Annotated in this window: 17 protein-coding genes and 1 tRNA gene; 17 read left to right on the top strand and 1 reads right to left on the bottom strand. The window is 56.9% G+C overall.

All coding sequences use genetic code 11. The features are described 5' to 3' along the window. Window position 1 precedes the first annotated feature (1 nt). The 17 genes from KGZ93_08890 (at window position 2) to mnmA (ending at window position 17675) form a co-directional block, all read left to right on the top strand. Window positions 2-1045 carry a peptidylprolyl isomerase gene (locus tag KGZ93_08890; protein MBS3909723.1) on the top strand — a complete coding sequence of 348 codons (1044 nt, stop codon included), beginning with the start codon at window positions 2-4 and terminating at the stop codon, window positions 1043-1045. A 204-nt stretch (window positions 1046-1249) separates the two neighbouring features. Continuing rightward, a complete protein-coding gene (gene mazG, locus KGZ93_08885) occupies window positions 1250-2017 on the top strand; it encodes a nucleoside triphosphate pyrophosphohydrolase (protein ID MBS3909722.1) in 768 nt (255 codons plus the stop codon). Between the two features lie 67 nt (window positions 2018-2084). Continuing rightward, window positions 2085-3371 (top strand): phosphopyruvate hydratase, encoded by a 1287-nt coding sequence (eno, locus tag KGZ93_08880; protein ID MBS3909721.1) that lies wholly within the window; start codon window positions 2085-2087, stop codon window positions 3369-3371. Window positions 3372-3435: 64 nt separating this feature from the next. Next, window positions 3436-4845 (top strand): pyruvate kinase, encoded by a 1410-nt coding sequence (gene pyk / locus KGZ93_08875; protein MBS3909720.1) that lies wholly within the window; start codon window positions 3436-3438, stop codon window positions 4843-4845. A gap of 158 nt (window positions 4846-5003) precedes the next feature. Then, window positions 5004-5531: a septum formation initiator family protein gene (locus KGZ93_08870; GenBank protein ID MBS3909719.1), complete on the top strand. Its 528-nt coding sequence runs from the start codon at window positions 5004-5006 to the stop codon at window positions 5529-5531. Between the two features lie 101 nt (window positions 5532-5632). Beyond that, complete coding sequence (locus tag KGZ93_08865; protein MBS3909718.1) at window positions 5633-6133, top strand: DUF501 domain-containing protein; 501 nt, start codon at window positions 5633-5635, stop codon at window positions 6131-6133. Continuing rightward, the gene (locus tag KGZ93_08860) at window positions 6130-7062 is read left to right on the top strand and encodes a Ppx/GppA family phosphatase (GenBank protein ID MBS3909717.1); all 933 of its coding nucleotides are present in this window, start codon (window positions 6130-6132) and stop codon (window positions 7060-7062) included. The genes KGZ93_08865 and KGZ93_08860 overlap by 4 nt, the downstream gene beginning before the upstream one ends. A 118-nt stretch (window positions 7063-7180) precedes the next feature. After that, window positions 7181-7267: transfer RNA gene (locus KGZ93_08855), tRNA-Leu, on the top strand. A gap of 231 nt (window positions 7268-7498) precedes the next feature. After that, entirely contained in the window at window positions 7499-10684 is a 3186-nt protein-coding gene (locus tag KGZ93_08850) for a GAF domain-containing protein (GenBank protein MBS3909716.1), read from the top strand. Between the two features lie 170 nt (window positions 10685-10854). Then, window positions 10855-11616 (top strand): nickel pincer cofactor biosynthesis protein LarB, encoded by a 762-nt coding sequence (larB, locus tag KGZ93_08845; protein ID MBS3909715.1) that lies wholly within the window; start codon window positions 10855-10857, stop codon window positions 11614-11616. A 3-nt stretch (window positions 11617-11619) separates the two neighbouring features. Beyond that, complete coding sequence (gene larE, locus KGZ93_08840; GenBank protein MBS3909714.1) at window positions 11620-12441, top strand: ATP-dependent sacrificial sulfur transferase LarE; 822 nt, start codon at window positions 11620-11622, stop codon at window positions 12439-12441. A 195-nt stretch (window positions 12442-12636) separates the two neighbouring features. Further along, window positions 12637-13083 carry an Rrf2 family transcriptional regulator gene (locus KGZ93_08835; protein ID MBS3909713.1) on the top strand — a complete coding sequence of 149 codons (447 nt, stop codon included), beginning with the start codon at window positions 12637-12639 and terminating at the stop codon, window positions 13081-13083. Window positions 13084-13102: 19 nt separating this feature from the next. After that, entirely contained in the window at window positions 13103-14080 is a 978-nt protein-coding gene (gene cysK / locus KGZ93_08830; GenBank protein MBS3909712.1) for a cysteine synthase A, read from the top strand. Window positions 14081-14107: 27 nt separating this feature from the next. After that, window positions 14108-14839 (top strand): serine O-acetyltransferase, encoded by a 732-nt coding sequence (gene cysE, locus KGZ93_08825; GenBank protein ID MBS3909711.1) that lies wholly within the window; start codon window positions 14108-14110, stop codon window positions 14837-14839. A gap of 101 nt (window positions 14840-14940) precedes the next feature. Continuing rightward, a complete protein-coding gene (gene nifS, locus KGZ93_08820; protein MBS3909710.1) occupies window positions 14941-16101 on the top strand; it encodes a cysteine desulfurase NifS in 1161 nt (386 codons plus the stop codon). A 79-nt stretch (window positions 16102-16180) separates the two neighbouring features. Beyond that, window positions 16181-16561, top strand: a complete 381-nt coding sequence (gene nifU / locus KGZ93_08815) for a Fe-S cluster assembly scaffold protein NifU (protein MBS3909709.1) — start codon at window positions 16181-16183, stop codon at window positions 16559-16561. Between the two features lie 16 nt (window positions 16562-16577). After that, window positions 16578-17675: a tRNA 2-thiouridine(34) synthase MnmA gene (mnmA, locus tag KGZ93_08810; protein ID MBS3909708.1), complete on the top strand. Its 1098-nt coding sequence runs from the start codon at window positions 16578-16580 to the stop codon at window positions 17673-17675. Window positions 17676-17719: 44 nt separating this feature from the next. Here the strand turns inward: mnmA and KGZ93_08805 are convergent, their stop codons facing one another. Then, window positions 17720-18790, bottom strand: coding sequence for a peptidoglycan DD-metalloendopeptidase family protein (locus KGZ93_08805; GenBank protein ID MBS3909707.1), 1071 nt, complete (start codon window positions 18788-18790; stop codon window positions 17720-17722). Window positions 18791-18879: the final 89 nt, after the last annotated feature.

Raw genomic sequence — 18879 nt, 5'->3', positions numbered from 1 at the left:
GATGAAAGTTTTGAGGTACGGCACGGCAATCGCGCTTATCGCGGTGGTTGCTCTATCCGTAGCCGGCTGCTCCAAAGAGCCCCTGGCTGCAAAGGTTAACGGTAAGAAGATCACATTGGCCGAGGTGGATGTGAGGATGGCTCAAATGGTTGGGCAGCAGGCCGAGATGTTCCAAGGAGAGCAGGGCGAGCAGGCGAAAGTGCAATTCCGAAATCAAGTCTTAGACCAAATGATTGAAATGGAATTGCTCATGGCTGAAGTCAACAAACGCGGCATCAAGGTGACCGATAAAGAGATAGACGACAAGTTAAAAGAGTTGATGAAAGAGTACGGTCTCAAGGAGCAAGCGGAACTCGAAGCGGCTCTTAAGCAGCAGAACATGACGCTTGTCCAGTTTAAAAAAGAGTTGGCGGACCGTATCCAAATAGAGAAACTCGGCGAGCAGGTGACCAAGGATATCAAGGCTTCGAACAAAGAGGTCAAAGAGTATTACGAAAAGAACAAGGCGAGTTTCGCGGTAAAAGACCAGGTACAGGTGGCTCACATTCTCGTCCAAGAAGAGGATAAAGCCAAGAAGATACTCGCGGATGTCCGGGCGGGCGCGGATTTCTCCAAATTGGCCAAAGAGCACAGCATCGACCCGGGGAGCAAAGATAAAGGCGGCGAGATGCCGATGACCGACAAAGACCAGTTTGTTCCAGAGTTTGCGGAGGCGTCCTGGAAGCTTGAGCCCGGGCAAATCAGCGATCTCGTAAAGACGACCTACGGCTTTCATATCATCAAGATGATCGCCAAGAAGAATGGCGGAGAGAAGGCATACAAGGAAGTCAAAGACGAAGTCGAAGAGCAGATGCTCAGCGCTGAGAAGCAAGAGACTTTCGGAAAGTGGCTCGAGGAGCTAAAGAAGAAGGCAAAAATCGATAGATATATAGACGCTAATCCACCGCAGGTAGCGCCGGGAGCGGCTCCAGGTGCGGCCCCGGGAGCGGTTCCGCCCGCCGACCAGGGAGCGCCTCAAAATACGGTGCCCCAGACAGGCAAATAATAATTTAAAATCAAAGGCCCGCAAATGCGGGCCTTTTTTTGATACACGCGGATTGCTCCGGATGGTTTCGGGAAAAGACCTAATATGGGGTCGGGGCCGGTGGAGCCGCTTGAGCGCCCGATATAGGCGCGCTATGTATCCCGCCGGGTAGAGTATACTTCGCCGTCTTTTCGTGGTATCTTTCTCTCTGTGGAGGTGGACTCTATGGCGGGCGATTACGGATGTGAGGACCTTATAGAGCTGATGGCGACGCTCCGCGGCCCGCAGGGGTGTCCGTGGGACAAAGAGCAGACCCATGAGACACTCCGGCGCTATCTTATCGAAGAGGCCTATGAGACCGTCGAAGCAATCGACAACGGTGACCGTCGGCACTTAATGGAGGAACTCGGCGACCTCTTGCTCCAAATAGTCTTTCACGCCCAAATCGCCTCGGAGGCGGGGCAATTTACGATGAGCGACGTCGCCGAAGGCATTGTCACCAAGCTTACGCGGCGTCATCCGCATATCTTCGGCGAAACGCAAGTTTCTTCCGCCCGCGAAGTGGTAATAAACTGGGAAAAAATCAAACACGAAGAGAAAGAGCGAGTTCGCGTGCTGGAGGGTGTTCCTAAATCGCTCCCGGCGCTACTCTATGCTTTTCAGATGCAAGGCAAAGCCGCCAGGGTCGGTTTCGACTGGGAAAACATCGAGGGAGCGCTCGAGAAGGTCGTCGAGGAGGCCGGGGAGCTTGCAAGGGCCGGGGCGGGCGACGGCGGCATCGAGCAGGAGGTCGGTGATTTGCTCTTCGCCCTCGTCAACATCGCGCGCCATCTTGAGGTCGAGCCCGAACTCGCGCTTAGAAAAACCTGCGAGAAGTTCGAGAGAAGATTTTGCTACATCGAGGACGAAGCGGCTCTGCGGGGGCAAAATCTTGCCGACATGACCCTGCAAGAGAAGGATAAGCTATGGGACGAGGCGAAAGAGCAAGAGTAGCCGCGGACCTTTGGTAGCTCATAGTTATATGAATTTCTTACTATTTCTTACTAAAACAGGAGGCGAAATGAGCACGATCGATCAGATTATCGGTAGGGAGATTATGGATTCGCGGGGCAATCCGACCGTGGAGGTCGAGGTCGTCCTCGAAAACGGGTATCTCGGGCGGGCGGCGGTTCCCTCCGGGGCGTCCACCGGCGCATATGAGGCGCTAGAGTTGCGCGATGCCGACCCCGGACGCTATCTCGGAAAAGGGGTTCAAACAGCGGTCGACAATATCAACGAGATCATAGCGCCCGAGATTATAGGTTTTGACAGCCTGGACCAGAGGTTCATCGATTTGACCATGCTCCGGCTCGATGGTACGGATAACAAGAGCCGTCTCGGCGCCAACGCCGTTCTCGGCGTCTCCCTAGCGGCGGCGAGCGCGGCGGCGAACTATCTCGGGCTGCCGCTCTATCGCTATATCGGCGGGGTCAACGCCCACGTTCTGCCGGTTCCGATGATGAACATATTAAACGGCGGTGCGCACGCCGACAACAACGTCGATTTTCAGGAATTTATGGTCATGCCGGTCGGCGCCGCCTCTTTTAAGGAAGGCTTGCGCATGGGTGCCGAGGTCTTCCATAGTCTGCGTAAAGTATTAAAAGCCAAGAAGCTCAACACGGCCGTCGGCGACGAGGGCGGCTTCGCGCCCGATCTCTCATCGAACGAGGACGCGATAAGAATGATCATCATTGCGATTGAAGAGGCCGGCTATATACCGGGCAAGGAGATATTTATCGCCCTCGACCCGGCTGCCAGCGAATTCTATAAGGACGGAAATTACGTTCTGGAAGGCGAAGGCCGGACCCTTTCAGCCTCGGAGATGGTCGACTATTACGCCCAACTGAGCGAGAAATACCCCATCATCTCAATCGAGGACGGCATGTCGCAAGACGACTGGGATGGCTGGAAGGAGCTGACCGAACGGATCGGTGAAACAGTCCAAATCGTCGGCGACGACCTCTTTGTGACCAACGTAAGGCGGCTCAAGGCGGGAATTGAAACGGCGACCGCCAACTCGATTCTGGTCAAACTAAACCAAATCGGCAGCCTTACCGAGACGCTCGAGGCGATAGAGATGGCGCAAACAGCCGGTTACAGCGCGGTAATCTCGCACCGTTCGGGCGAGACCGAAGACACGACCATCGCCCACCTGGCGGTCGCGCTCAACGCGGGCCAGATAAAGACCGGCGCGCCGTCGAGAAGCGACCGTGTCGCGAAATACAACGAATTGCTCCGCATCGAAGAGGAGTTGGGCTCCGCGGCGGCTTATCGCGGCATGGAAGCGTTCTACAACATAAGCCGCTAACCATAAGGCTTGGCGGTTGACGCACGGTATTAACGGAATTAACGCGAGTTTTTTTGGAGGCGATGTGAGACACGCGAAGATAGTATGCACGATAGGGCCGGCTAGCCGGGATAAAACGGTCATGAGAAGGCTGCTCGATGCCGGCATGGATGTCGTGCGTATCAATATGGCGCACGGAACGCACGACGACCACGCCCTCACAATCAAATTTACACGGGCCATGGAAGAGGAGACCGGCCGGCCCATCCCGGTTCTTATGGACCTCGCGGGCCCAAAACTCAGGGTCGGCGAGGTCGATGGCGGTGAAGTAGAGCTTATCGACGGTGACGAGTTTGTCGTCACCACTCGCGATATTCTCGGCACTAAAGACGCCGTCTCTATCAACTACCACGACCTGCCCGGGGATGTGCGGCCGGGCGACACCGTCTTGATAGACGAAGGTTTAATAACGCTGGAAGTGCTGGGGGTCGAGGGCGAAGATGTGCGCACCCGAATCATCGAGGGCGGCCCGCTCAATTCGCGCCGGGGAGTTCATCTTCCGGGCGTCAAGGTCAGCCTCTCGCCGCTCTCCGAGAAAGATCGTGCCGATTTAGAGTTTGGCCTTGAGAAGGGCGTAGACTGGGTCGGCCTATCGTTCGTCAGGAACGCGGAGGATATCGAGTTGCTGCTGAGCCTGATAGCGGAGGCATCTTCCAGCGCCAAAGTAATCGCCAAGATCGAAAAGACCGAAGCGGTCGAGGACTTCGATGATATTTTAAGGGTTTCGCACGGCATAATGATAGCACGGGGCGACCTCGGTATCGAGATGCCTACCGAGAAGGTCCCGTTTGTGCAGAAGATGATCATCGACAGGTGCATGAAGGCGGCCAAGCCGGTCATCACCGCGACTCAGATGCTCGATTCGATGATACGCAACCCCCGCCCTACGCGCGCCGAAGTAAGCGATGTCGCCAACGCGGTTTTGGATGGGAGCGACGCCTTGATGCTCTCGGGCGAGACCGCGATGGGCAGATTTCCGATTGAGAGCGTCGAGATGATGGGGCGGAGCATCATGGAAGCGGAGAAGGTTCTTACCTATTGCGTCGACCGCGGCGGAGCCAAAGGTAAAGCTGTCGGCACGACCTCGGCGATTAGCCGGGCTACGTGCGAAATCGCCTCGTCGCTCAAGGCTAAAGCCATTATCACCTCCACGCAGTCGGGCGAGACCGCCAGGCAGGTCGCAAAACACCGCCCGCTCCAGCCGATAGTGGCGGTGAGCCCGAGCCCGGAAGTCGTTCGGCAGCTCCAACTCTCATGGGGCGTCATCCCGCTTGTCGCGAGCCCGAGCATTCATCTCGACAACATGTTCGATATTGCCGTCGACATCCCGCTCAGGGTCGGCTTGATAGACAGCGGAGACCTCGTGGTAATCACCGCCGGCGTGCTGGTAAATGTGCCGGGAACTACTAATCTGATAAAGGTCCATCGCGTTTGAGCCGTTCGGTATGGCGGTTGACGCTCGACGCGCAGCGGCCAAGGCGGGCTTTCTTTTTACCGCGAGCGATTGTAATATTATAGTTAAGAAGGTTGGCCGGCGGGCGCTGGGGCGCTCTACCAATATTCGTAGCAATCGATACGGCAAGAGAGATAGCTGTGAGAACAGAGCAAAGGGGCAAGAATAAACAGCGGACGACTATGAAGTCCCTTAAACCGGCGCAGCTCAAAACCGCGTCGGGCGCTAAAGTCACGCCGGCGAAGGCGCGGCGCAAACCGGGCAAAGTCACGGCTATACGCCCGAAGCGGCGGGCTCGGCCCAATGTCGGGCGCATCATCTTACTCGGAATATCGATTGCGCTCATAGCTTGGGCCGTCTATCCGGTAACATACCGCATGGAGCACAGCCGTGAGCTGGCGCGTCTCGATACCCAGTTAGCGCGGATCAAGGCCGAAAATATCCGGCTCAAGGGAGAACTCAAAGAGTTGGACTCGGACGATTATGTCGAGCAGCAAGCCAGGTCGCTCGGGCTATCAAGAGCCGACGAGGAGATTATCATAGTCGTTCCCGAAAAGCCGAAAGAGTCGCTCAAGCCGAATCCGGATGACGCCGCAAAGAACGGGCAAAACGAAGGGTTCTCTTCGCTTTGGAAGCGTTTAACCGATTGGCTTACGGGTGTTTTTTAGGAAAACTAAATATCCAACAAGCGGGGATTTCGACGATAATACCCGCTTAGACATAGAGAAAAGTATCCTCACGGATGTTTTTTTGTTGTTTAATGGAGGATGTGAAAGAGAAGATAGCCGAGGATGATAGAGTAATCATCGAGACGCAAATCAAGCGCAAGCCTCGCCGACTAAGGCGCGTGGCTGCTCGCTGTGATTTCGGTTGTCCCGAAGTTGTCGAAACGGAACCGTTTTTGAGCGATGGAACGCCCTTTCCAACCCTTTATTGGCTTACTTGTCCGATGAAAGTCAAGGCCGTAGCGCGACTTGAAGCTAGCGGCTGGGCGGCCGGGTTTATCGACAGGCTCTCCCGCGATACGGAGTTACGGGCCCATCTCAACCAGGCCCAACGGGAGTACGGAGAGGCCCGCAAGTGCGGCGTACGCGATACGGCCCATCCCGTATACGACAAGGGCATCGGCGGCGTGCGAGACCTCGACGCCATCAAGTGCCTTCACGCGCACTTCGCGCACTATCTCGTGTCCGGGTCTAATCCCGTCGGCAAGCTGGTGGCGGAGAATCTCGGAGCCGGGGCGTGCGACGCGCGCTGTGACGGCAAATGAAAGCGGCGGTCATCGATATCGGTACCAATACGGTGCGGCTTCTAATCGCCGAGGAGGGCGCCGACGGCAAATGGCTCGATGTCGTGCGCGAAGTCGAGATAGCGCGACTCGGCGAAGGGGTCGAGCAGAGCCGGGAGATAAACCCGCGGGCGATGGAGCGCACGGTTGCCATACTCGAGGGCTACCGGGATTTAATGCTCAAACACGGCGTGCGCAAGGTGCGCGCGGTGTCGACGAGCGCGATGCGCGACGCCCGCAACGCGGACGATTTTATCGCCATGGTCGAGCGCCGGCTCGGGCTCCAAATCGAGGTCATCTCAGGAGAAGAAGAGGGGAGGCTCACCTTCGCGGGCGCCGCGTCGGAGTCGGCCGTCGCGCCCGGCGGCATGACCCTCGTCGTCGATGTAGGCGGCGGGAGCACCGAGTATATCCGGGGGGCCGGCGGCGGTGTTCTCGATGCGGTCAGCATCGATATCGGCGCGGTCCGCCTTACGGAACTCTTTTTCAAATCCGACCCACCGACCGATACCGAGTTCGCGGCGGCGCGCGCGATGATAGGGGAACGGACGCGCGATCTCTTCGAGCGCATAGTCGCGGCAAAGCCAAACGCTCTGGTGGCCGTAGCCGGAACCGCCACCCAGTTAGCCGCTGTTCTATATAGCGTTGAGCCCTACGACTCGGCGCGAATCCACGGCTCGAGAATCACGCGCGGTCAGCTGCAAGCATTGGTCGCACAGCTAGCGTCGCTCGACCTCGACGCCCGCAAAGCGCTGACCGGCATGGACCCCAAGCGCGCCGACGTCATAATCGCCGGAGCCCTCATCCTCGACGAGACGCTTGAGAGACTTGATTTTGCCGAGATGGTCGTTAGCGAGCACGACATCCTGGATGGCCTGATTCGCGCGCTTGGCGACGGGTCGACTTCGTAAGCCCTTTGTCGGTCCGAGAAGAACCGGATTGATATGTTTTGGATATGTTTTAGCGCAACGAAAAACAATCCATATTTAACTAGGATTTTATGAGTAAGATTTATATAATCGAAGAGATGCCCGAGTGGCGGAATAGGCAGACGCAGCGGACTTAAAATCCGCCGACCTTTAGGTTGTGCCGGTTCGACTCCGGCCTCGGGCACCATACTTTGAACAACCGGCGGTTAGCCGGCTTTGTGCTTCCGTAGGCGATAAGCCCAACAAAAATCTACCCACAATAATCAACGATAAATCCCCAAAGACGCCCCGCAAAATCCTTGATGCAAGCTGTTACCGGGCAAGTTTTATCTGGTCATTCTTATGGAAACTACTAAGTAGCGATAGAATTTAGACGACGATAAGAGCGGTGTCCGCGCCGTACTGTGAGAAGTTGGGGATGATGAGCAAGGATAGCGAGACTTTTAGGGAACTCGAGAGGGAGCTTAAGCGGTTCAAGAAACTCTTCGCGGAGGCTTTCGATGCCATAATCGTCTTCGGGCTCGATGGGACCATCGTCGACTCGAACGGCTACGCGAGCGAGCTTACCGGTTATTCGAGAGACGAACTCCTGCAAATGGACGCGTTTGGGCTGCGCCCGCACTCCGAGCGCCCGCAGGTGCGGAAAATACTCGATATACTCATCGCAAAGGGCCACGTTCGCGATTTCAGCGAAACTCACTTTAAGAAAAAGGACGGGACGTTGATTCCCGTCGAGATCAACGCGAAAGTCATCAAAGTAAACCGCCGCGCTTTTATATTGAGTATCGCCCGCGACATCACCGAGCGACTGCGAATCGAGAAAGAGCTGCGCGAAGGAAAAGACAACCTCGAACTACTCAACAAGGTCGCCCTTGAGATTACTTCACGCCTGGACTTTCGGGAGATTCTAACGCGCGTAGTGGAAAATGCGGTCGAAAGCATGGGCGGAAACGCGGGTGCGATAGGTTTCTACGATGAGCATGACGGCACGGTAAGCTATCCTTACCTCTACAATATGCCGCGAAATCTCGAGAAAGCCATAATAAGAAGGGGTGACGGGCTTTTCACCCGCGTCATCGAGACTAGAGAGCCGGTCATCATAGAGGACTATCCAAACCATGAGTTGGCGGTGGAGGAGTTCGTGGAGGCCGGCGTGAAATCAGCGGCCCTGGTCATATTGGAATCGAAGGAGACGGTCCTTGGAGTGCTCGGCGTCTTCGCCGTCGAGCCGGAGTCGGGGTTGCTCAGCGAAGGATTGGGCCTCTTGGTCGGTATGGGGCGCCAAGCCGCGGCGGCCGTTGAGAACGCGCGCCTCTTCGAGCGGGTAAAGGATTCCGAGGCGCGCCTGCGTGACCAAAATCGCAACCTACAGATACTCGCCAGGACCGCGCTTGAGATAACGTCCGGTCTTGAAGTCGACAAGTTTCTCCCGCTTATCGTCAGGCGCGCCGTGCAGTTGTCCAACGCCGACGCCGGTGCCGTCGGGTTTTACGATGAAAAATCGGATACCCTTACATACGGCCACGCATATCGTTTTCCGGGCACCTTGTCCCAGGCGGCCATACACTCCGGGGTCGGGGTGACCGGGGATGTCATCAAAACGAAACGGCCGTCTCTGGTAAACGAATGCCCGCCGCACGCGGCATCTTCCGTTGAGTTTGCGGGTTGCGGGGTAAAGTCTTTGATTGTCGTACCGCTGCTCGTAGACGAACGGCTGATAGGTTCGCTCTTGGTCGGCAACCTTAGCGAGGCGCGCAAATTTAGCGGCAACGACTTGACGATGGTCGAAGCGGTCGGACGTCAAGCGGCGATAGCCATCGAGAACTCGCGGCTCTTCGCGGAGACCGAGGAGCGGGCGAGGCGCAGCGAGGCCGCGAACGAGATAAGCCGAATCATCAGCTCCACCCTCGAACTCTCCGAAGTCCTCCAACGGGTCATCAATGAGACAAGCAATGCTATCGGCATCGAGGCCGGAGGCATCTTCTTTTACCAGCCTGATGAGGGTAGGTTCTACGGGCAGATGGGCTATGGTCCGGTCGGTGAGCGCATCCATGACATCGTCGAGGACGCGAGCAAGTTTCGCTTCGCCGCCGAGGCGATAAAGACCAAAGAATATGTGTTGATCAAGGACGCCAATATCGACCCGCGGGTTCCCTATAATTATGTTCAGATGTTTGGGCTGCGCTCGGTACTGGTGCTGCCGCTGGCCGTTAAAGACAAGGTGAGCGGGGTTATCGTATTAAGCCATACCGACGGGGAGCATGAATTCGACGAGGACCAGATAGCGTTTGCCGAATCCATCGCATTGCAGGCGGCAATCGCTATCGAAAACGCTCGTCTATTTGAAAAAAGCCGCCAATCGGCCAAGGAGGCGGGCCTGCTTATCGAAGCCAGCGATACGCTCACCTCCGCGCTCAATATCAATGATGTCCTCCAGCGGCTCGGCCTAGTCGCTACCGAGTTGACAGGGTTGAAGCGCGGCAGTATCCAGTTTTACGACCCCGAACGCCGGGGCATCGAATTTGTCGCGAGTATCGGTCGGCCAAATTTCGCGGTGGGGACGCGCGTCTCGCTAACGGAGATGGGCGATATGCTCGCCTCGATGTATGCGGAGATACGAACGGTCGTCATCGATGACCTCCAAACCGAGAGCCCACTCCGGGACTTCGTCGCGGACTTGGATATGAAGTCGCTCCTCGGTGTGCCCATAGCTCAGCGTGATGAAATAATCGGCGGCCTGTTTCTCGATAACCCGGGCGCCTCTCCGGCTTTTACGCCATCGCAAATCAGGCTGGCTGAAGCGATAGCGAGAGAGGCGGCGCTGGCCATATCGAACGCGCGTCTCTACGAGAAGATAAAGGACGCCTATGAGCGCGAGAGATACGTAGCCGATGTCCTGCAGCGCAGTTTCTTGCCGGGGCGCTTGCCGCAAATACCCAACACCGAACTGGCGGTCTACTATGCGTCGGCGAGCGAGGCCGCTAAAATCGGCGGAGATTTCTACGATTTCATCGACATCTCGGACAGTCTTATCGGACTGGTCATCGGTGATGTCAGCGGCAAAGGTATCGAAGCCGCCTCTACTACCGCGCTCGCAAAATATACGATGCGCTCGTTCGCCTACCAAGCCAAATATGCCTCAGGCGTCGTCGAGATGGCTAACCGGGTCATATCGCGAGACATCGAGACCGGCACTTTTATCACCCTTGTTTACGCGGTTTACGATTGGAACAGCGGTCGCTTGTTAATCTCCAACGCCGGACATCCTCATCCCATACATTATTCGGGAACGCTCCGTCGGGCGCGCCAGATAGAAAATTTCAACGCGGCGTTCGGCATTTTACCGGACTTGGCCTATACCGAGACGGTCGAGAGGTTGAGCGAGGACGACTTCCTCGTCTTCTACACCGACGGGGTAATCGAGGCGCGGCACGGCTCGGAGTTCTACGGCGTAGAGCGCCTGATGCGCGCAGTAGAGGTTCACGCGTACCTCTCCGCCGAAGAGTTGGTCGGACGCGTGATAGAGGAGGTCACGTTCTTCGCGCGCGGCCGCCTCACCGACGATATCGCCCTGAGTATACTCAGAAGAAAGTCGGCTAAGTAGAATACCTGGTATTTTCGGCTACTTCACCGTAAAATTATATCTCGAGGATTCTTATGAGGACTAAACCCTCGAAATGTTGGGCGCGCTCACACCCGTTTGTTTTTGCCGCGTCCGTTGTTCCCAAGAGGCCGTTCCCGTTTCTATCCGGTTGCGTATTGTGAGGTATGTCGATGCATGACAATAATATAAAGCGGTTGTTGAACGATATGAAGAGCGGCCAAATCGATGTCGATGAGGCTTACGCCAAACTAAGGGATTTGCCCTTCACGGAGCTGGGGTTCGCTAAGGTCGATAACCACCGCGCGCTGCGAAAGGGATTCCCGGAGGTCATATACTGCGAAGGAAAGACCGCGGAACAGGTAGAGGCTATCGCCGCTACTATCCTTGAGCGGGGAAGCGCGCTTTTGGCGACCCGAGCCGGGCGCGGCGCATACGATGCCGTCAGAGGCATCTGCTCCGACGCCGTCTATCACGAGGCGGCCCGGGTTATCGCGGTCGACCGCCGCCCCCAAGAGGCGCCCGTCGGCTTCGTGGCGATCCTGAGCGCCGGTACGGCGGATCTTCCCATTGCCGAAGAAGCCGCGATAACCGCTGAGATGCTCGGCGCGCGCGTCGAACGCGTCTTCGATGTGGGTGTCGCGGGTCTCCACCGCCTCTTGGCCTTTTACCAGACAATTGTCTCCGCCAAGGTTATTGTGGTCGTCGCCGGTATGGACGGCGCGTTGCCGAGCGTCGTCGGAGGCCTCGTATCTTGTCCGGTCGTAGCGGTTCCCACCAGCATCGGTTACGGGGCGCACTTTGGCGGACTCGCCCCGCTGCTGACGATGCTCAACTCATGCGCCACCGGTGTCGCGGTCGTCAATATCGACAACGGCTTCGGCGCGGGGTATATGGCCGCGCTCATAAACCAAATCGGCGAAGACGAAAGATAGGACATGAAGACGCTTACCCAAAAACACGCGCATCTCGAAGATATGCTGCGCGAGATGGACAGCCTTCTCGTAGCGTTTTCCGGGGGTGTCGACAGCACGCTCCTTTTGAGGGTGGCGCATGGGCTTCTCGGTGGCGACGTCCTGGCGGTGACCGGGGTCTCCGCGACGCTCCCGCCCGGTGAGCGGGGGCGGGCGGCGAGCATAGCCGCCGCCATCGGAGTCGACCACCTTTTCGTCGAAGCCGGCGAGATGTCTAATCCTGATTTCATCGCAAACCCTCCCGAGCGCTGCTATCATTGCAAGAAAGCGCGGTTTTCCGAGTTCTTAGAGATTCAATCCGAGCGCAAGCTGGCCTTGGTTGTAGACGGCGCCAACGCGGATGACGCCAATGACTGGCGCCCCGGTATGCGGGCCGCGGCGGAGCTGGGGGTGCGAAGCCCGCTGAAAGAAGTCGGCTTCACCAAAGCCGAGATACGCCGGCTCGCGGCGGAGTTGGGCCTTGCCAATTGGGACGCCCCAAGCTCACCGTGCCTCGCTACGCGCATCCCATACGGACAGCCCATTACCGAAGAGAAGCTCCGTCAGATAGGAGAGGCGGAGCAGTTTCTTGCCTCGCTAGACTTGGGTGAGTTGCGTGTTCGTCACCACGGCGAGCTGGCGCGGATAGAGCTTGGCAGAGTAAAGATGGCCGACGCGCTCGCCTGTGCGACTGAGATACACGAGCGCTTTGCCCAAATCGGTTTCAGGTTCGTCGCCCTTGACCTGCGGGCGTTTAAGAGCGGCAACATGAATATCGGCCTCGAAGAGGACTCGCCCAACAGGTAAGCGGTGCGGGCTCGTGTCGCATGTCGAATCTCCTAAAACTCCTAATTCGCAGCGTTATCCATAGGCAATTCCACGGATAATAGACCTCGCTATCCTGGAAGAGCTTGACATCGTCAAAGCGCGGTGGTACGGTCGCTCTATAGTAAGGCGCACTAAATTTATCGGAATTATAAAGAAAGCAAAGCAGGGAGTAAGATGAAATTTTCGGCCAAGAGCGAGTACGCGCTTAGGGCATTAGTCGATATGACACACTATTTCGGACAAGGCCCCGTCGGCGTGCGCGAAATAGCGGCGCGCCAGGGTATTCCCGAGCGCTTTCTTGAACAGCAAGTAACGGTTTTGCGCAAAGCAGGACTAGTAAAAAGCCGGCGCGGCGCCCAGGGCGGGGTTTTGTTGGCGCGCGACCCGGAGAGTATCACGGTCTTTGAGGTAATAGAAGCCCTGGAGGGGTCGCCCGCCGAGGTGAGCTGTGCCGGGAGCTATGCGTCCGAGTGCGCGAGAAACGCGCAGTGCGCGATACAAGACCTTTGGTGCCAAGTCGGACGCGCGGTCGAGCGTGTCCTCAAGGGGACGACCTTGAGGCAGCTGGCGATGGACCAGGTTCACTATGACCAAACACTCAAACCGATGTATTATATCTAAAACATTAAGGGGGAGACACATGGCGCAAATCTATAACGACCTTTCGGAGACTGTCGGTCGAACGCCTTTAGTCAGGCTCAACCGGGTCACCGACGGGGCGGACGCGGTGGTCGTTGCGAAGATAGAGTCGTTCAACCCGGCCGGCAGCGTAAAAGACCGAATCGGTGTCAACATGATCGACTTCGCCGAGCGCGAGGGAAAGTTGCGTCCCGGGCAGACCATCGTGACCTTCGCAAGCGGCGGCGCAAGGGCGAAAGGCTCGACCATAATCGAGCCTACTAGCGGAAACACGGGAATTGCGCTCGCTTTTGTCGCGGCGGCCCGTGGATATAAGGTCATTCTTACCATGCCGGATACGATGAGCCTCGAGCGGCGCAATCTGCTCAAGGCGTACGGCGCGGAGCTTATTCTCACCTCCGGCGCGGAAGGCATGAAGGGGGCGATTGCTAAAGCGGAAGAGATAGGCCGCGAAAACCAGGAATTTTATATGCCGCAGCAATTCGAGAACCTGGCCAACCCCGATATCCATCGCCGGACGACGGCGGAGGAGATATGGCGCGACACCGATGGCGCAATCGACATATTGGTAGCAGGCGTCGGGACCGGCGGGACTATTACCGGCGTCTCCGAAGTAATAAAGGAGCGCAAACCCGGTTTTAAGGCCATCGCCGTCGAGCCGACCGATTCACCAGTGCTCTCTGGTGGACAGCCGGGTCCGCATAAGATTCAAGGAATCGGGGCGGGCTTCGTGCCGCCGGTGCTCAATCAAGAGATAATAGATGAGATAGTCCAGGTCACAAATGACCAGGCGTTTGAGTATACTCGCAGGTTAGCCCGCGAGGAGGGCATACTGGCGGGCATCTCAAGCGGTGCCGCGGCCTGCGCCGCGGTCCAGATAGCCCAGCGTCGAGAGTACCGGGGCAAGCTGATCGTAGTTCTTCTGCCCGATACCGGTGAGCGGTATTTGAGCAACCCGGTCTTCGCCGATTTTGAATAATCCGCTAACGCGTAAGGGGTGCTTTAGGTGTTTAAGGCGCTAAGGGAAGAGATAAAAACGATATTTGAAAAAGACCCGGCGGCAAAGAGCGTGCTGGAGGTAGTCTTCTGCTACCCGGGGTTTCACGCTATCTTAATGCATCGATTCGCGCACTTGCTTTACGAAAGGCGCGTGCCGCTCATACCGCGCATCATATCTCAATTTAACAGATTTCTAACCGGAATCGAAATCCATCCGGGAGCGCAAATCGGGAGGCGCTTCTTTATCGACCACGGCATGGGCGTAGTGATAGGAGAGACCGCCGAAATCGGCGATGATGTCCTCTTGTACCAGAACTCGACTCTCGGAGGTACCGGCAAAGAAAAAGGAAAACGCCACCCCACAATCGGCGACCGGGTTGTCGTCGGCGCGGGCGCTAAGGTCCTTGGCGCCATCACCGTCGGCGACGACGTAAAAGTCGGAGCCGGCTCGGTCGTGGTGCGCTCGGTGCCGGCAAACACCACCGTAGTCGGCATACCGGGGCGCGTCGTTATGAGCCATGGGAAGCACTTGAGCGCCGAAGAAGTCCTCGAGCACGGGCATCTGCCCGACCCGGAAGCCCAGGCCATCAAATGCCTGGGGGATAAGATACGCGAGCTTGAACAAAAGATAGAAGCCCTGTCGAAGGGGGAGCAGCCGTCGGAGTTGCGGGTAGTCCCCGGTGAGCAGGGGGAGACATCGTGCGGCATCGACTTAGGCGCGACGCAAAAAGAAGGATAAGGCGCACCCTCTGCCGCTAGGATTAACGGCGCGCGTCGAGCGGGCGAGAATTTCTAGGTTTTATCAACGAGGAGGCAGCAGACTTGGAAAAATCGATTTATATGGATTACGCGGCTACGACGCCGATGAGACGAGAGGTTCTCGACGCGATGATGCCGTATTTGACCGATGAGTTCGGCAACCCGTCTTCGCTCTATACGTTAGGGCGAAGGAACAGGGGCGTCATCGAGGAAGCCCGCGAGCGCATCGCGGCGTTTCTCGGAGCCGACCCGAGGGAGATAATCTTTACGAGCGGCGGGACCGAGGCCGACAATTTTGCCGTCAAGGGGACGGTCTACGCGAATGAAAAAAAGGGTAATCATATAATAACCACCCCAATCGAGCACCATGCGGTGTTGGCGCCATGCCACTATCTCGAGAAACGCGGTTTCGATGTCACGTACCTGCCGGTCGATGAGTATGGTCTGGTCGAAGCGGCCGACGTCGCAAAAGCGATAACCGATAAGACGGTGCTCGTCTCGGTCATGCACGCGAATAACGAAATCGGCACAATCGAGCCGATAGGGGAGATATCGAAGGTGACCCGCGACAAAAAGGTATTGTTCCATACCGACGCGGTGCAGACCTTCGGCCACATCCCGACCAAGGTCGATGTGCTCGGCGTCGATTTACTCTCGATCTCCGCGCATAAGCTGTATGGCCCGAAAGGCGTCGGCGCGCTCTATGTCCGCAAGGGGACGAAGATGGTACCGATAATGCACGGCGGCGGCCAGGAGCACAACCGCCGCGGCGGGACGCACAATGTCGCCGGCATCGTAGGCTTCGCCAAGGCGGTCGAGCTGGCCGAAGAAGAGATGGACGCCGAGGCTAAGCGCCTCATCGAATTACGCGATTATCTCATCGCCGGCATCGTCGAGCGGGTCGAAGATGTCCGGGTCAACGGCCATCCGGAAAAGCGCTTGCCGAACAACGTGAGCGTATGTTTGAACGGGGCGGAGGGCGAGGCGATTCTGTTAAGTCTCGATATGGAGAATATCAGCTGTTCGAGCGGCTCAGCGTGTACCTCTGGCACTCTCGACCCATCGCACGTCCTCCTGGCCATCGGTGTACCGCCGGAGGTGGCGCATAGCTCGCTCAGGCTGACGTTCGGCGGCACGACGACCAAAGCCGAGATAGATTACGTCTTGGAGGTCTTGCCGCCTATCATAACCAAGCTGCGCGCCATGTCGCCGCTCGACGCATCCTGGGGTAAGAAGTGTTAGGAAAGTACTTATCGGGCTGCTTGACGGTTGATTGGCAGGCTAGTTGCGTTAAAAATATTATGGAGGGAAAGGATAGAAGATGTACACCGAGAAAGTAATGGAGCATTTCAGGAATCCTCGAAATGTCGGCGAGGTCGAGAACCCGGACGGCGTCGGCGAGGTCGGCAATCCGACCTGTGGGGATATGATGCGTATCACCATCAAAGTCAAGGATGACAAAATAGATGACATTAAGTTTAAGACGCTCGGCTGCGGTGCGGCAATCGCGACCAGCAGCATGGTCACCGAACTTGCCCAAGGAATGTCGCTCGGGGATGCCGAGAAGATATCGAGACAGGATATCGCGGATGCGCTCGACGGCCTGCCCCCACAGAAGATGCATTGTTCGGTACTCGCGGCTGACGGCCTGCGCGAGGCGATAACCGATTATCGCTCCAAGCATCCCGCTGAGGAAGGTTAGGGAGGTTCGCCGCGGCATGGTCGAGGCAAAGCAGCGCGTAGTCTGCGCGATGAGCGGCGGTGTGGACAGCTCTGTCGCCGCCGCCTTACTAGTCGAGGCAGGCTATGAGGTCATTGGCATCACGATGAATATCCGGCCGTCGGCGAAGACCGCTGAAGCGGCCGAGCGCTTTGGGGGTTGTTGCTCACTCTCGGACACGGACGATGCCAAGAACGTCGCCCACAAGCTAGGCATACCTCATTATACCTTTGATTTTCGCGAGGTCTTCAAAGAGGCGGTCATCGAAGACTTCGTATCCGAATACCGGCGGGGCAGAACTCCCAACCCTTGCATACGCTGCAACCAATTCGTAAAATTCAAAGCGCTGTTTAATAAAGCATTCGCCGTGGGCGCCGATTTTATAGCGACCGGACATTATGCGCAAATCGAGTTCGACGAGCGCACCGGGAGATTCGTTCTGAAAAAAGGGCGAGACAAACGGAAAGACCAGACCTATGTTCTTTATTCGCTAACACAGGAGCAGTTGGCGCACACGCTCTTTCCCCTGGGGTCGCTGACGAAAGAGGAGACTCGTGAAAAAGCCGAGTCGCTCGGCCTCTCCGTCGCCCGGAAAGAAGAGAGCCAGGAAATCTGCTTTGTGCCCGACAACGACTACGCGCGTTTTGTCGGCGAGTATGCGCCGGGAGCCGAGAAACCGGGACCGATTTACCATAAGGATGGGACTGTTCTGGGTGCGCATAAAGGGATAATCCATTACACTATCGGCCAGCGCAGAGGATTGGGGATATCCTGGCCTGAGCCGCTCTACGTCATCTCCATCAGCGAAGAGGAAGCCGCGATAATCGTCGGCACAAAGGAAGACCTTGGCGGGAGAGGGCTTGTGGCCAATGATATCAATCTTATCTCAATCGCCGAGTTGACATCGCCGATGAGAGTGTGCGCAAAGATACGGTATAAGTCGCCCGAAGTCCCCGCGACGCTTGTTCCCCTCGACGACGCCCGGGTCAGGGTCGAATTCGACGAGCCGCAATCGGCTATCACACCAGGTCAAGCCGTCGTCTTCTACGATGGGGATATTGTGGTCGGCGGCGGCACTGTAGAGGAAGCCCTCTAGGCCAATATTTTCGCCAAACGCATGTCGTCCGTGCGAGGTCTCTATTATTCGGCGCTTCGCAGCGTCGCATACGGGTTTACAGCGGAACCCCCGCCTCTGTGAATCTCGAAATGCAGGTGGGGGGCGCTCGCGCTCGCGTTCCCGGTGCTGCCGACCGAGCCGATGACTTGACCCGCCTCGACCCTCGTTCCCGAACCGATCCCCGCGCTGATGCCGTTGAGGTGCGCATAGTAGTAGGTATTTCCGTCATCGCCGTCGAGATATATGGTAACCCCGCCGAGACCCCTGTCGTAAGGCGTCGTTCTGCCGATGGTTCCCGAGACGCACGCGACTACCGGTGTGCCCTTTAACGACATGATATCGGTGCCTTTATGCCGGCGGCCTCCCGAGCGCGGCGCGCCCCAAGTATCCACATAGGAGTTTGAGCCGGTGACCGGAAAGACGAAGCCCGTTCGCGATTGACCGCGGGACACATAGGCTCTAGAAGCGCCGGCGCGAGCCATGGCGAACTTGCCGTCATTGCTTCCGGCAGCCCTTTTGTTTAACTGCGCCAACTTCGCGTTCCTAATAGAGTACTGCTGGTAAAGCTCTTTTCTAAGTGATTCGGCAGTAGCCAGTTGCTTCGCATATTTTGCTCTCGAAGCCGCGAGTCCCCGGCTCTGCTTGTCGAGGCCGGCTCGGAGTGTCTTAGTCGTGCTTATCAAATCGAAATCGCGGTAAAGAACGTATGACAACAATTTTGCCCTGGAGAGGAAATCCGTAAAATCATCGGAGAGTACGAGAACGGATAGGAAGCTGGACGGTCCCGTCTTGTACATATAGGTTACGCGCCTGTCGAGGTTTTTTCTCAGGGTTTCGATCTTGGCCTTAGTCTTATTGACTTCAGCCTCGTTCTTGCGAATTTCGTCATCGACGACTCTGACTTCCGTCAGCGATTGCTCGTAAAACAAGTTGGCCTTCTCGAGGGAGGCCCGGTTGTTTGCCATCTCTTCTCGTATTCGCTCTATCTCCTCTTGCTTATCTACTACGTCCGCGCCCGCGGACACGGACACGCCCGACAATATCAGCACGACTACTAGTATCGGCAAGATCAACACCGTCTTTTTACCGCCCAAACAAAGCACTTCCTTCCAAGTAACAACGCTTGAAGGCCGCGAAAGACACGCATGTTACGCTTGACACACCATGAAACAGCCGAGCACGC

The organism is Actinomycetota bacterium (assembly GCA_018333515.1).
GTDB lineage: Bacteria > Actinomycetota > Aquicultoria > Aquicultorales > Aquicultoraceae > Aquicultor.
This window is presented reverse-complemented; position numbering and strand designations above follow the sequence as displayed.

Coding starts and splice junctions, on each gene's coding strand:
- eno (MBS3909721.1), top strand. CDS start 2,085: ATGAGCACGATCGATCAGATTATCGGTAGGGAGATTATGGATTCGCGG.
- nifS (MBS3909710.1), top strand. CDS start 14,941: ATGGATTACGCGGCTACGACGCCGATGAGACGAGAGGTTCTCGACGCG.
- KGZ93_08860 (MBS3909717.1), top strand. CDS start 6,130: ATGAAAGCGGCGGTCATCGATATCGGTACCAATACGGTGCGGCTTCTA.
- larB (MBS3909715.1), top strand. CDS start 10,855: ATGCATGACAATAATATAAAGCGGTTGTTGAACGATATGAAGAGCGGC.
- nifU (MBS3909709.1), top strand. CDS start 16,181: ATGTACACCGAGAAAGTAATGGAGCATTTCAGGAATCCTCGAAATGTC.
- KGZ93_08850 (MBS3909716.1), top strand. CDS start 7,499: ATGATGAGCAAGGATAGCGAGACTTTTAGGGAACTCGAGAGGGAGCTT.
- mazG (MBS3909722.1), top strand. CDS start 1,250: ATGGCGGGCGATTACGGATGTGAGGACCTTATAGAGCTGATGGCGACG.
- KGZ93_08890 (MBS3909723.1), top strand. CDS start 2: ATGAAAGTTTTGAGGTACGGCACGGCAATCGCGCTTATCGCGGTGGTT.
- larE (MBS3909714.1), top strand. CDS start 11,620: ATGAAGACGCTTACCCAAAAACACGCGCATCTCGAAGATATGCTGCGC.
- KGZ93_08835 (MBS3909713.1), top strand. CDS start 12,637: ATGAAATTTTCGGCCAAGAGCGAGTACGCGCTTAGGGCATTAGTCGAT.
- cysK (MBS3909712.1), top strand. CDS start 13,103: ATGGCGCAAATCTATAACGACCTTTCGGAGACTGTCGGTCGAACGCCT.
- mnmA (MBS3909708.1), top strand. CDS start 16,578: ATGGTCGAGGCAAAGCAGCGCGTAGTCTGCGCGATGAGCGGCGGTGTG.